The following is a 13063-nucleotide window of genomic DNA, read 5'->3' as shown; positions in this document are numbered from 1 at the left end:
ATGAAAAAAACACCGCTGCTTAATATTGCGTTGTCGCAAATGATTGCATCGCTCGGTCATGGCGACATGCTCGTCATCGGCGACGCGGGCTTGCCCTCGCAGCCGGGCGTGCCCCTGATCGACCTGGCCCTGACGCGCGGCATCCCCGGCTTCATCGATACCGTCAATGCGGTATTGACTGAAATGCAAGTGGAATACCATTTGCTCGCCAGCGAGTTGCCGCAGCACAATCCGGCCATGGCGGCGCAGGTGGCGGCCCTGGCTGTGCCCGATGCGCGCCAGGTGACGCACGAGGAGTTCAAGCAATTGAGCAAGGGCGCGCGCGCCATCGTGCGTACGGGTGAGTGCAGTCCGTATGCCAACATCATTTTGGTGGCAGGCGTCGTGTTCTAGCGCAAACGAACGTCAGATTGTTTGCCAAAAACATCAACGTTATTGTTCTTAGTGAAATAATTATCCATCCGCAAAAGGGGGCGGCTACAATAGTCGTACCCTGCCAGCTCGGCAGTTTCCAGTGGTGTCCTGCCATGCCGATGAAAGCATTCGACGCTTTCCGCTGCTGTTTCATTCTGCTGCTGTGCCTGACCACGCCCGCCCGCGCGCTGGAAGCTATCTCCCTGCAGCTCAATTTCACGCACCAGTTCCAGTTTGCCGGCTATTACGCGGCCATCGAGCAAGGTTATTACCGCGAGGCGGGGCTGGAAGTCAAACTGGTCGAAGGCAGCGGCGTGCCGCTTGCCGAGGCGGCCGTGCTGACGGGCCAGGCCGACTACGGCGTGGGTAACAGTACCTTGTTGCTCAGCCGTATGGCCGGCAAGCCCGTGGTGGTGCTGGCCGTGGTGTTCCAGCATTCGCCCAGCGTGCTGCTGATGCGCCAGCATGGCGGCGCACCGGACGTGCACCGGCTGGTGGGGGCGCCGGTGATGATCGGTGCGGCCACCGATGTGGCAGCCGCATCCGATGAAATCTCGCTGTTTCTGCAGAAAATGGGCGTCGCGCCGGAACAGATGCGGCACCTGCCGCCCAGCTACCGGATCGAGGATTTAATCGATGGCAAGGTCGACGCCATTGCCGCGTATTCCACCAACGAAGCGGATTACCTGGACCGGGCGGGCTTTCCCTACTACCAGTTTACGCCGCGCACGGCCGGCATCGATTTCTATGGCGACAACCTGTTTACCAGCGAGTACGAACTGCGCCGCCATCCCGAGCGCGTCAAAGCGTTCCGCGCGGCCAGCCTGCGCGGCTGGCAATACGCGATGGCGCACCGCGAGGAAATGGCGCATCTGATCCATGCCAAATACAGCCAGCGCCACGACCCGGCGCATCTGCTGTACGAGGCGCAGCAGATGGAAGTGCTGCTGCAGCCCGTGCTGGTGGAACTTGGCTACATGAATCCCCAGCGCTGGCAGCATATCGCCGACACCTATGCCGCCATGGGCGTGCTGCCGCGCAATGCCACGGACAGCCGCGCCTACCAGGGCTTCCTGTATCACCCCGTGCCAGGCGCCGACCTGGGCTGGTTGTATCTGTCGCTGGGTGTGGCGGGCAGCTTGCTGGCCGTGTCGGCTGCCTTTCACTTCAGCAACCTGGCGCGCGAGCGCCGCCGCACGGAAGAAACCATCCGGCAAGGGGAATTGCGCTTTCGCACCATGTTCGAGGAAGCACCGATGGGCATCGCCCTGATCGATACCGTGAGCGGACAGTTTCTGGATATCAATCCGCGCTATCTGGCCATCGCCGGGCGCAGCCTGGAGCATATGAAGCGCTCGAACTGGATGGAGATCAGTCATCCCGATGACGTGGCGGGTGAGCAGGCACACGTGGCGCAGTTGCTGGCGCGGCGCATGCCGGGCTTCCGCCACGCCAAGCGCATCGTGCGTCCCGATGGCGACGTGGTGTGGGTCGATGCCTCGGTGACGGCCATCGCCACGGCGTGCCACGGCGGCCCGCACCACCTGTGCATGCTGGAAGATGTGACGGACAAGCGGCAAACGGAAGCGCTGATCTGGCAGCAAGCCAATTTCGATACCTTGACGCAATTGCCGAACCGCCGCATGTTCCACGAGCGCCTGCGCCAGGCGCTGGCTCAGGGACGGCGCGATACGAGCCGCGTGGCCATCCTGTTCATCGACCTCGACCATTTCAAGGAAGTCAACGACACCCTCGGTCACCACCAGGGCGATATCTTGCTGATCGAAGCGGCGCGGCGCATCCGCGTGGGCGTGCGCGAAACGGATACGGTGGCGCGCCTGGGCGGCGATGAATTCACGGTGATCCTGTCCGACCTCGATGATCTGCAGCAAGTTGACCGCATCGCGCGGCAGATACTCGACGGCTTGCTGGCGCCGTTCCTGCTGGGACAGGAGCAGGCCTTCGTTTCGGCCTCGATCGGCATCACCCTGTATCCGGACGACGCGGGCACGATCGAGGACCTGCTCAAGCATGCGGACCAGGCCATGTATGTGTCGAAAGGCGCGGGGCGCAACCGCTACAGTTATTTTACGCCCGCGATGCAGGTGGCGGCCGTCAACCGCATGCGCATGGGGGCGGACTTGCGCACGGCCTTGCGCGAACAGCAGATGCAGCTGTATTACCAGCCCATCGTCGAACTGCACAGCGGCAATATTGCCAAGGTGGAAGCCTTGCTGCGCTGGCACCATCCGCAGCGGGGCATCGTGTGCCCGCCGGATTTCCTGGCGCTGGCCGAGAGCAGCGGCTTGATCGTCGACATCGGCGACTGGGTGCTGCGCACGGCGGCCGCGCAACTGCTGCGCTGGCGCGCGCAGGGCCAGGCCATCGGTTTGCCGGGGCTGCAACTGTGCCTGAACCAGTCGCCGCTGGAGCTGCAGCGTGAAGTCGAGGCGCCCGGCACCTGGCTGCGCCAGCTGATGGCGCTCGATGTGCCGGCTTCGGCTATCGTGCTCGACATGCGCGAAGATGCGCTGCTGGGCGCCGGCAGCGGCATGGCGCCGCGGCTGCAGCACTTGCGCGAGGCAGGCTTGCAGATCGCCCTGGACAACTTCGGCAGCGGCCCCGCCTCGCTGACGCAATTGCAGCAGTGCAGTATCGACTACCTGAAGCTCGACGGCGTGCTGGTGCGCAAGCTGGCGCCCGGTGCCAGCGAACTGGTGTTGTGCGAAGCCATCGTCACCATGGCGCACAAGCTGGGCTTGCAAGTCATCGCCGAAGGGGTGGAGACCGAAGAGCAGCGCGCGCGGCTGCTGGAAATCGGCTGCGATTTTGCGCAAGGCGAGCTGTTTGCGCCGCCGCTGGCCATCGAAGCATTCGATGCGCTGCTGCACGCCCGGCGGCCCTTGCACCCTTGAAACCGGCGCGCCCTGCCACCAGATGTCCACTGCCCTGCGGGACAGGGCCTCCGGCCTGAACGGGCTTATACTCGACAGGCTGGCGCCTGCGCCCGGCTCCAGCTGTCACCGGTTCGCGTCATGAACCGGGCGCGCAGGCAAACCTTCTTCCATTCACTCAACTCGAGGTGACCTCATGGGCATTTTCAGCAATATTTATAACAAAATCTTCCACCATTCGTCCGACGCTGCTCCGGCAGCCACGCCAGCGGCCGCTACCGACGCGCCAGCGGCACCGGCAGCCGCCGCTGCACCAGCGGTTGCCGTGCCAGTGGTGGACGTGGAAGTGGTGTTGGTCGACCTGGCCGGCAAGAACGCGGAAACACTCAATTGGCGCACGTCCATCGTCGACCTGATGAAATTGCTTCAACTCGACAGCAGCCTGGCTTCGCGCAAGGAACTGGCGCAAGAGCTGCACTTCACGGGCGACACCAATGATTCGGCCAGCATGAATATCTGGCTGCACCGCCAGGTGATGATCAAGCTGGCGGAAAACGGCGGCAAGGTACCGGAAGAACTCAAGAACTAAACACCTGGCGGCGGCAGGGGTATCCACTGTCACCGCTATCCAATCCCGTGGGAACTGCCTATCATGGAGTTCTCATGGTGTCGCGATAGCTAAAACTAATTGAAACTATTGTGATAATCAATTTTGCATATGGGATAAAACCCCTTACACTAGAGTCTTACTGATTCACCACACGAGAGGAAATGATTATGTCGCTCATCAATACCCAAGTTAAACCATTCAAGGCAACCGCATTCCACAATGGCAAATTCGTCGACCTGACGGAAGCGTCGCTGAAAGGCAAGTGGTCGGTATTCGTGTTCTACCCAGCCGACTTCACCTTCGTTTGCCCAACCGAACTGGAAGACCTGGCCGATCACCACGCCGAGTTCCAGAAGCTGGGCGTCGATGTCTACGGCATCTCGACCGACTCGCATTTCGCGCACAAAGCATGGCACGACACCTCGGACGCGATCAAAAAAGTGCAATACGCACTGATCGGTGACCCAACCGGTACCCTGTCGCGCAATTTCGAAGTCATGATCGAAGAAGAAGGCATGGCACTGCGCGGTACCTTCGTCATCAATCCGGACGGCTTCATCAAAGTGCTGGAAGTGCATGACAACGGCATCGGCCGTGACGCATCGGAACTGTTGCGCAAAGTCAAGGCAGCTCAATACGTTGCCGCTCACCCAGGCGAAGTTTGCCCAGCCAAATGGACGGAAGGCGCAGCAACGCTGACCCCATCGCTGGACCTGGTTGGCAAGATCTAAGTTTCGATGCACCACGTAGCAAACAAGTAGTTACCGCGATGCCGGACCGGGCGTCCGGCCCGGCATTCGCCTAAATATTTGTAAAGGAAGAAAAAATCATGTTAGATGCAACCCTCAAAACCCAACTGAAATCCTACCTGGAAAAAGTGGTGTATCCGCTTGAGCTGGTCGCTTCTCTCGATGACAGCGCAAAAGCCCGCGAGATGAAGGAATTGCTCCAGGAGATAGTCCTGTTGAGCGACAAGATCACGCTGGTCGAGCGCCTTGACGCTGGCGTACGGGCGCCGTCGTTCAGCATCAACCGTACCGGCTCCGATATCGGCGTGCGTTTCGCCGGTGTGCCACTGGGCCACGAATTTACCTCGCTCGTGCTGGCGCTGCTGCAAGTGGGCGGCCACACCATCAAGTTCGACGACGCCGTGATCGAGCAGATCCGCAACCTCGACGGCGATTACGAGTTTGAAACGTTTATTTCGCTCTCCTGCCATAACTGCCCGGAAGTGGTGCAGGCATTGAATGCCATGGCGGTGATCAACCCGCGCATCAAGGTCACCACCATCGATGGCGGCGTGTTCCCGAAAGAAGTGGAAGAGCGCCAGATCATGGCCGTGCCGATGATGTTCCTGAATGGCGAGCACTTCGGCCAGGGACGCACGAATGTCGAGGAAATCCTCGCCAAGCTCGACACCAACGCCGGCGCACGCCAGGCGGCAGCGTTGTCGAAAAAAGATGTCTTTGATGTACTGATCGTCGGCGGCGGTCCTGCCGGCGCGGCAGCGGCCATCTATGCGGCCCGCAAAGGCATCAAGACGGGCGTGCTGGCCGAGCGTTTCGGCGGCCAGACCCTCGACACCATGGCCATCGAGAATTTCATTTCCGTCAAGGAAACCGATGGTCCGAAGTTTGCCATGGCGCTGGAACAGCACGTCAAGACCTATGACGTCGATATCATGAACACCCAGCGCGCCAGCAAGCTGACCCCAGGCAAGCTGATCGAGATTGAAACGGCGAATGGCGCCATCCTGAAAGCCAAGACCGTCATCCTGGCCACCGGTGCCCGCTGGCGCGAAATCAATGTGCCGGGCGAGAAGGAATACCGCAACCACGGTGTCGCTTACTGCCCGCACTGCGATGGCCCCTTGTTCAAGGGCAAGCGCGTGGCCGTGATCGGCGGCGGCAACTCGGGTGTGGAAGCGGCGATCGACCTGGCCGGCCTGGTAAAGCACGTGACCCTGATCGAGTTCGGCGCGGAATTGCGTGCCGATGCGGTGCTGCAACGCAAGCTGCACAGCCTGCCTAACGTGACCGTGATCACCTCGGCGCAAACCACCGAGATCCACGGCGACGGCAAGATCGTCAATGGCCTCAGCTACACGGACCGGGTCAGCGGCGAGTCGAAAAAGGTCGAGCTGGAAGGCGTTTTCGTGCAAATCGGCCTGGTGCCGAACACGGAGTGGCTGAAGGGGACAGTGGCACTGTCGCGCCACGGCGAAATCGAAGTCGATGCCCGCGGCCAGACCTCGATCCCAGGCGTATTTGCGGCCGGCGACGTCACCACGGTGCCGTACAAGCAGATCATCATCGCCACCGGCGAAGGCGCCAAGGCAGCCCTGTCCGCCTTTGACCACCTGATCCGCTCGGATGACGAGGAAGTGGTTGAAGAGTCCGCAGTCAAGGAAGCACTGACGGCGTAAGCTGTCCAGCCACAAAAAAAACCGGAAGCACCGCAAGGCGCTTCCGGTTTTTTTACGTGTAGAGGAAACTTAGCTGCCCGTGTACAGCGGGTTGGCGGCGACATACACCTGCACGCCATCGACGGGCATGTCCTGCGGCGCGATCTCGCTCAGGGCGAATGTCGTTTGATGGTTAAAAGTTTGCACGTGCCAGGTAAAACGCTGGCCGGCGCGCGCGATGGTGACGGTTTCGCCGCGCGTGACGTTGATGTGGCGGGTGTCGGCCTGCAGCTCGATGCTGCGCTGGGCGGCGGCGTGCGGGGCGCTGCTGCCATAGTCGGCGGGCGTGCCCGTGGGACCGGCGGCAATGGCCGAGGTGGCAAAGGCGGCAAGGGCGGCGCACAAAATCGCCACGGCGCTGCGGTGGGTGTTCAACATAGTAATCTCCAAGAATAAGCCCGGCGCAGTGAATAACCGTGCCGTGTTGTTGTCGTAGCTGCACCGGGATCGCCGGTTTTTGCAGCACGGCATCGTAAGCGTTTCTTGGTCGATTTGCAAAGTTGTATTTGCTGTCTATATTTCCACCGTCGCCGCCAGCGGTACGTCCGGCACCAGGTGGCTGGTCAGCACGATGCACTGGCGCGCCAGGCGGGACGGGTCGGACAGGCGCTGGCGCAAGTACGCCATGGCGGATGCATCGAGGCCATTGAACGGTTCATCGATCAGCAGCAGGCGCACGGGCAAGGCCAGAGCCAGGGCCAGTTGCAGTTTTTTGTGCTGGCCCAGCGAGAGGGCGGTGATGCTTTGCTGCAAGGTGGACGTCAGGGCAAACGCGCTTAACTCGTCGTTCAGCAGCGACTGGTCGCTGCCAGGGTACAGGGCCAGGTGCAGGTCGAGAAATTCATGCACTTGCAGCCAGGGCAGGGCGGGCGCGTCGCCGCCGCAATAGAATGCCTGGGCACGGTAGGCCAGCGGCATGCGGCCACTGTCGACGTCATCGAGGCGGATGGCGCCGCGCGCGGGCAGCAGGGCGCCGCCCGCCAGTTTCAGCAAGGTTGTCTTGCCGGCCCCGTTCGCACCGCGCAGCCAGCTGATGCCGGGGCCGAATTGCAGATTGCAGCCCTGGAAGACGCTGTGCGTGGGGAAGTGAAAATCGAGGTGCTCGATGTGTAGCACGGGAGTAGGCAGGTTCAATTCCATAATTCGCTTCCGATGGCGCTCAAGGCAAGGATGGACAGGACGACGAGGACGACTCTACCCCGCGCCGTCAGGCGGGGCAGGCCGACGATGGCCAGCAGGGCCACGCTGGCCGTGAGGGCGTAGACCGAGGTCACGCGCTGCTGCAAGGCGGCGGGATCGATGCAGTACAACAAGACCGCGCCCGCCAGCAACACGGCAAACGGCGGCAGCAGGCTGGCGGCGCAAGCCAGGCGCATCAAGGCCGTGCTGGCCAGGGGCCAGGCGTTCAGCGATGGACGCAGCACGGCAATCTGCTCGCGCACGGCCTTGTCGCCACGGTCCGTCACAATGACCAGGCTGGCGCTGGCCAACAAACCGAGTAGCGGTGCTGGCACCAGGGGGGCGCGCAGCAGCCAGGCCAGCATGCTGGCGCCAGCCGTGACCAGCAGCACGCTTTGCTGGATGCCGATCATATTGTCATTGCGCCAGAACGGCAGCCAGAACAACTGGCGCCACAGGAACACGCTGCGCCAGCGGGGCCGTTGCGGTACATAGGTGCTCATCGTTGGCGCGCGCGCCCTGTGTGCCGGGCGTGGCGCGCGCAGGCGTTGTGCCACGATGAGTGTTGTCAGCAGCCAGGCCAGCAGCCAGGTGGCGACGGTGGCGGCGATGCCGGGCACGACAACCGGGCGCAGCCACGACGGCGACTGCGCCAGCCAGATGCTGGCCGAGACGGCATAGGCGAGGCCCAGCGGCAGCATCAGCAAACCGGCCACGGCGATATCGGCTTGCCAGCGCACACGCGTCGGCAAGGGCAGCTGGCGCAGCCAGGCGGCTATATTCGCCGGCAACAGGCGCTTGCGCAGCAGCCAGGCGGGCAGGCAGGTCAGCAAAGCTTGCGCGCCCAGCAGACCCAAGGCGGCAGGCCAGGGCCGGCTCACGGCAAGAAAGCCGGGCAGGGCGATGACGCTGAGCAGGCCCAGCAAGACGGGACCGGCCAGGAACACGAGGATTTCCATGGAACTGGCCAGGCTGGCGGCAAATTGCAGCAACGCATGATGTGCCAGGCGCAAGCGCAGGACGAGGTAGGGGGAAAGACTGTGTGGCAGGCGCATCAGGCAGGAGCGGCAGAGTCAGGAGGAGCGCTGATTCTAGTGCATTTTTCGGGCCGGAAATGGGAAAAGCCCTTCGGTTCAGAGAACCAAAGGGCTTTTCTTTTATTGGCGGAGCGGACGGGACTCGAACCCGCGACCCCCGACGTGACAGGCCGGTATTCTAACCAACTGAACTACCACTCCAAGCTCGTATGATCTGTGTTGCTGATCCATGAAGCACTGGATAATTTTCTGTATTGGTGGTGGGTGCTGAGAGGCTCGAACTCCCGACCTACGCCTTGTAAGGGCGCCGCTCTACCAACTGAGCTAAGCACCCGCATACCCAGAAAACTATCCCGACGTTTGTCACCACGTCTGGAAGAGGCACTATTATAGGGGGCGCTTTCGTGCTTGTGCAACTATTCTTGAGGGGGAAAAGCAGTTTTTTTGCTGAAAAGTGCAAAAATGTTCAAGCAAGGGAGTAATGACGTGTTTTTGGCTGCTGAAATGGGAAAAGCCCTTCGGTTCAGAGAACCAAAGGGCTTTTCTTTTATTGGCGGAGCGGACGGGACTCGAACCCGCGACCCCCGACGTGACAGGCCGGTATTCTAACCAACTGAACTACCACTCCAAGCTCGTATGATCTGTATTGCTGATCCATGAAGCACTGGACAGTTTTCTGATTTGGTGGGTGCTGAGAGGCTCGAACTCCCGACCTACGCCTTGTAAGGGCGCCGCTCTACCAACTGAGCTAAGCACCCGTTGCTTGTCTCAGAAAACCATCCCGACGTTTGTCACCACGTCTGGAAGAGGCGCTATTATAGGATGGCTAAAATCCTTCTGCAAGCGCTTTTTTTACATTATTGGGTAATACCCCACTGCGACAGCATCCACGCCATATTGAAGGCATTCTCGGCGATGGCGTTGTAGCGGCCCGAAGCACCGCCGTGGCCGGCGCCCATATTCGTTTTCAGCAGCAGCGCATTGCCGTCCGTTTTATGCGCGCGCAGCTTGGCCACATACTTGGCCGGTTCCCAGTACATGACCTGGCTGTCGTTCAGGCCCGTCGTCACCAGCATGGCCGGGTAATTCTTGCGCGCAATGTTGTCGTAGGGCGAGTAGCTGAGCATGTAGTCGTAGGCCGCTTTCTGGTTCGGGTCGCCCCATTCCAGGTATTCGCCCGTCGTCAGGGGCAGGCTGGCGTCCATCATGGTGTTCATCACGTCGACGAACGGTACGGCCGCGTGCACGGCGTGGAACAGCTCAGGGCGCATGTTGACGACGGCGCCCATCAGGAGGCCGCCGGCGCTGCCGCCCTGGATGATCAGGCGGTTCGGGCTGGTCCATTTTTCGCGCACCAGGTAGTCGGCGCTGTCGATGAAGTCATTGAAGGTGTTTTTCTTCTTCATCAGCATGCCGTCTTCATGCCAGGCTTCGCCCATGTCCGTGCCGCCGCGAATATGCGCCTGCGCATAGATGACGCCCCGCTCCAGCAGGCTGATGCGGCTGATGGCAAAACTGGCTTCCGTGGAAATGCCATACGAGCCATACGAGTACAGCAGCAGCGGCGCAGAACCGTCGAGCTTGACGCCCTTCTTGTAGACGATCCACAGCGGCACTTGCACGCCATCGCGCGCGGTCACCCACAGGCGCTGCGTGGTGTAGCGGCTGCCGTCAAAGCCGCCGACGATTTCCTGCTGTTTCAGCACCGTGCGCTTGCCGTCCTGCATGCTGACGTCGATGACGGTGGGCGGCGTGACGGGCGACTGGTAGGACATGCGAAATTGCGTGGCGGTAAATTCGGGCGTGCCGGCCGCCGTGGCCAGGTAGACGGGGTCGTCGAACTGCACCGTCTTCCAATTCTTGTGCGCAAAATCAAAGATGCGCGCGCGGTTCAGCGCACGCGCCTTTTCCATCACCACCAGGTAGCCCTGGAACACGTCGATGGACTGGATCACGGCATCCTTGTTGTGCGGCACGACGGGTTTCCAGTGTTTCGGCTGCGGCGCAGACAATGGCGCGCTGACGACGCGAAAATTCTTCGCCTCTTTGTTGGTCAGAATATACAGCTGGCCGTCGCGGTGTTCGACGCTGTAGCGATGGCCTTTTTCGCGTTTCAGCACGCTCTGGAAATGGCCTTCCGGCTTGTTCGTTGGCAACAGCAGCACTTCGCTGGTATCCGTGCTGCGCGCGGTGAGCACAAAGTAGCGCTGATCGCGCGTGCGGCTCACGCCGATGGCGAATTGTTCCACCGGCTCGTGGTAGACCTGCTGCGGCGTGCCGCCCAGGGCCAGGCGGAACAAGCGGTCCGCGCGCTTGGTGGTGGCGTCTTCCTGCGTCAGCATCAGCGTGGCATTGTCCGCCGCCCAGGCCAGCGACGTGACTCTAGGCATGGTATCGCCCAGCAACTTGCCCGTTTTCAAATCCTTGACATGCAGCTCGTACTGGCGGAAACCCGTCGTGTCGGTGGTATAGGCCAGCAATTGCTCATTCGGGCTGATGGCAAACGCGCGCACGGCAAAGAATTTGTGGCCTTCGGCCAATTGATTCTGGTCCAGCAGGATTTCCTCAGCTGCCTGCGCATCGTAGGCGCCGCCAGCGCCGACAGGGCGGCGGCAATGCAGCGGGTATTGCTTGCCCGCTTCCGTGCGCGTGTAATAGTAAAAGTTACCCTGGCGCGCAGGCACGGACAGATCCACTTCCTGCATGCGGCCCTTGATCTCCGCAGTCACCTTGTCGGCCAGCGGCTGGATCGGGGCCGTGACGGCCGCCGTGTAGGCGTTTTCCGCATTCAGGTAATCGATCACGGCAGGATCGGTCTTCTTTTGCAGCCAGCGGTAGTCGTCCGTGACGAGCGTGCCGTGGCGCGTTTCCTGCCAGGCTGTCTTGGCGGCGACCGGCGCGGTGGGCGTGGCAACGGTGGTGGTGTCGGCCAGCGCGGATGGCGCCAGGGTGGACAACAGCAGGGCCGGCAGGATGGATAACCAGGCGGAGCGGCGGCGCGCAGCGTGATGGGTAATGGACAAGGCGACTCCTTTGAATAGTTGTGTCAGGATTGTAATCTTGCCATTGAGAAAAGCAACTGCCAGGCACCACCAATGCGTGCGTTTCAACTTGCATCCACGGGCATTTCCAGCGATACTGTATATAACTACAGTATTCTGCCGCGAGGTGTCCTTGACCACATCTGCCTCCCCACTTCCCGAGCCACCCGCCCGCCGCTGGATAGCCCACCTGGACATGGATGCCTTCTTTGCCTCCGTGGAACTGCTGAAATATCCCGAATTGCGCGGCGAAGCTGTCGTCATCGGCGGCGGGCGCTTGCAGCAACCGGTGCTGCAGAGTGACGGCACGCGGCAGTTTGCGCGCATGCGCGACTACGTGGGGCGCGGCGTCGTCACCACCTCCACCTACGCGGCGCGCAAGTTTGGCGTGTTTTCCGCCATGGGCATCATGAAGGCGGCCAAGCTGGCGCCCGACAGCATCCTGCTGCCCGCCGACTTCGAGGCTTACCGCGAGTATTCGGCGCGCTTCAAGCAAGCCGTGGCCCAGTTGTGCCCCATCATCCAGAACGTGGGCATCGATGAAATCTATGTCGACCTGACGGAATACGGCGAGCAGGCGCCGGCCATGGCGGCGCGCCTGAAGGCGGCCGTGTTCGAGGCGACGGGCCTGTCGTGCTCGGTCGGCCTGGCGCCCAACAAATTGTTGGCAAAAATCTGTTCCGACCTGGAAAAGCCCGACGGGCTCACCATCTTGTCGCCCGAGGATGTCGAAACGCGGGTCTGGCCTTTGCCGGCAAAAAAGATCAACGGCATCGGCCCGAAGGCCACGGCCAAGCTGGAAGCGCTGGGTGTCAATAGCATCGGCGAGCTGGCGCGGGCCGATCTGACCATGCTGCGCACGCAGTTCGGCGACCTGTACACGGGCTGGCTGCGCCAGGCGGCGCTGGGCATCGACGAGCGGCCCGTGCAGACGAGCCGGGAAACCAAGTCCGTCAGCCGCGAAACGACATTCGAGCGCGATTTGCAGGTGGTGCGCGACCGCGCCACCCTGTCGGAAAAGCTGGAAAGCCTGTGCACGCGCGTGGCGGGCGACCTGGACAAACAATCGCTGGCGGGGCGCACGGTGGGCATCAAGCTGCGCTTCGAGGATTTCAGCACCGTCACGCGCGACATCACCTTGCCCAGCGCCACGGCGGACGCCGCCGCCATCCTGCGCGCCAGCCGCGATTGTCTGCGGCGCGTGCCATTTGACAAGAAAATCCGCCTGCTGGGCGTACGCATCTCGACCTTGTCCGATCCGGCCGTCGTGACGCGGCAGATACCGGCCCAGGCGGAGCTGTTTCCAAGGCTCTAGCGGCGTTTCCTACAATATACATACCGCGCCGGACCGCGCTTTTGACGGTATTTTCACGTCGAAAGTGTAGAATGGCGTTCCCCTGGCACTACTGAAACAAACGGAAGAC

At 61.6% G+C, this 13063-nt stretch carries 10 protein-coding genes and 4 tRNA genes; 6 read left to right on the top strand and 8 right to left on the bottom strand.

Annotated elements, in window-relative coordinates:
* The 5 genes from rbsD (at nt 1) to ahpF (ending at nt 6343) form a co-directional block, all read left to right on the top strand.
* Nucleotides 1–393, top strand: coding sequence for a D-ribose pyranase (gene rbsD / locus FJQ89_RS17435; protein WP_141171079.1), 393 nt, complete (start codon nt 1–3; stop codon nt 391–393).
* 134 nt (nt 394–527) lie between these two features.
* On the top strand, nt 528–3329 hold the full coding sequence (locus FJQ89_RS17430; RefSeq protein WP_243136100.1) for an EAL domain-containing protein: 2802 nt from the start codon (nt 528–530) through the stop codon (nt 3327–3329).
* Between the two features lie 175 nt (nt 3330–3504).
* On the top strand, nt 3505–3897 hold the full coding sequence (locus FJQ89_RS17425) for a DUF3597 domain-containing protein (protein WP_141171078.1): 393 nt from the start codon (nt 3505–3507) through the stop codon (nt 3895–3897).
* 188 nt (nt 3898–4085) lie between these two features.
* Entirely contained in the window at nt 4086–4649 is a 564-nt protein-coding gene (gene ahpC, locus FJQ89_RS17420) for an alkyl hydroperoxide reductase subunit C (RefSeq protein ID WP_034780873.1), read from the top strand.
* A gap of 98 nt (nt 4650–4747) precedes the next feature.
* Nucleotides 4748–6343: an alkyl hydroperoxide reductase subunit F gene (gene ahpF, locus FJQ89_RS17415; protein ID WP_141171077.1), complete on the top strand. Its 1596-nt coding sequence runs from the start codon at nt 4748–4750 to the stop codon at nt 6341–6343.
* Nucleotides 6344–6412: 69 nt separating this feature from the next.
* On the opposite strand, the gene FJQ89_RS17410 is transcribed toward ahpF, so the two are convergent.
* From FJQ89_RS17410 to FJQ89_RS17375, 8 genes are all read right to left on the bottom strand, one after another.
* Nucleotides 6413–6760: a CzcE family metal-binding protein gene (locus FJQ89_RS17410; protein ID WP_168208477.1), complete on the bottom strand. Its 348-nt coding sequence runs from the start codon at nt 6758–6760 to the stop codon at nt 6413–6415.
* Between the two features lie 135 nt (nt 6761–6895).
* The gene (locus FJQ89_RS17405) at nt 6896–7522 is read right to left on the bottom strand and encodes an ABC transporter ATP-binding protein (RefSeq protein WP_141171075.1); all 627 of its coding nucleotides are present in this window, start codon (nt 7520–7522) and stop codon (nt 6896–6898) included.
* Nucleotides 7513–8616, bottom strand: a complete 1104-nt coding sequence (locus tag FJQ89_RS17400) for a hypothetical protein (protein WP_243136099.1) — start codon at nt 8614–8616, stop codon at nt 7513–7515. The genes FJQ89_RS17405 and FJQ89_RS17400 overlap by 10 nt, the downstream gene beginning before the upstream one ends.
* Nucleotides 8617–8722: 106 nt before the next feature.
* A tRNA-Asp gene (locus FJQ89_RS17395) sits at nt 8723–8799 on the bottom strand.
* Between the two features lie 57 nt (nt 8800–8856).
* Nucleotides 8857–8932 (bottom strand) — tRNA-Val (locus FJQ89_RS17390).
* 217 nt (nt 8933–9149) lie between these two features.
* Nucleotides 9150–9226: transfer RNA gene (locus tag FJQ89_RS17385), tRNA-Asp, on the bottom strand.
* A gap of 54 nt (nt 9227–9280) precedes the next feature.
* Nucleotides 9281–9356 (bottom strand) — tRNA-Val (locus FJQ89_RS17380).
* Between the two features lie 99 nt (nt 9357–9455).
* The gene (locus FJQ89_RS17375) at nt 9456–11621 is read right to left on the bottom strand and encodes a S9 family peptidase (RefSeq protein WP_141171074.1); all 2166 of its coding nucleotides are present in this window, start codon (nt 11619–11621) and stop codon (nt 9456–9458) included.
* A 214-nt stretch (nt 11622–11835) separates the two neighbouring features.
* Here FJQ89_RS17375 and dinB point away from each other — a divergent pair, with 214 nt between their 5' ends.
* Nucleotides 11836–12954: a DNA polymerase IV gene (dinB, locus tag FJQ89_RS17370; RefSeq protein WP_205704654.1), complete on the top strand. Its 1119-nt coding sequence runs from the start codon at nt 11836–11838 to the stop codon at nt 12952–12954.
* The last annotated feature ends 109 nt before the right edge of the window (nt 12955–13063 follow it).

Source organism: Janthinobacterium tructae (assembly GCF_006517255.1).
Lineage (GTDB): Bacteria > Pseudomonadota > Gammaproteobacteria > Burkholderiales > Burkholderiaceae_D > Janthinobacterium > Janthinobacterium tructae.
Note: the sequence above shows the minus strand (reverse complement) of the source record. Positions and strands in the feature narration are given on the sequence as shown.

What these genes read in the sequence shown, in the direction of transcription:
- rbsD (WP_141171079.1), top strand. Translation starts at nt 1, where the DNA reads ATGAAAAAAACACCGCTGCTTAATATTGCGTTGTCGCAAATGATTGCA.
- FJQ89_RS17430 (WP_243136100.1), top strand. Translation starts at nt 528, where the DNA reads ATGCCGATGAAAGCATTCGACGCTTTCCGCTGCTGTTTCATTCTGCTG.
- FJQ89_RS17425 (WP_141171078.1), top strand. Translation starts at nt 3,505, where the DNA reads ATGGGCATTTTCAGCAATATTTATAACAAAATCTTCCACCATTCGTCC.
- ahpC (WP_034780873.1), top strand. Translation starts at nt 4,086, where the DNA reads ATGTCGCTCATCAATACCCAAGTTAAACCATTCAAGGCAACCGCATTC.
- ahpF (WP_141171077.1), top strand. Translation starts at nt 4,748, where the DNA reads ATGTTAGATGCAACCCTCAAAACCCAACTGAAATCCTACCTGGAAAAA.
- FJQ89_RS17410 (WP_168208477.1), bottom strand. Translation starts at nt 6,760, where the DNA reads ATGTTGAACACCCACCGCAGCGCCGTGGCGATTTTGTGCGCCGCCCTT.
- FJQ89_RS17405 (WP_141171075.1), bottom strand. Translation starts at nt 7,522, where the DNA reads ATGGAATTGAACCTGCCTACTCCCGTGCTACACATCGAGCACCTCGAT.
- FJQ89_RS17400 (WP_243136099.1), bottom strand. Translation starts at nt 8,616, where the DNA reads ATGCGCCTGCCACACAGTCTTTCCCCCTACCTCGTCCTGCGCTTGCGC.
- dinB (WP_205704654.1), top strand. Translation starts at nt 11,836, where the DNA reads ATGGATGCCTTCTTTGCCTCCGTGGAACTGCTGAAATATCCCGAATTG.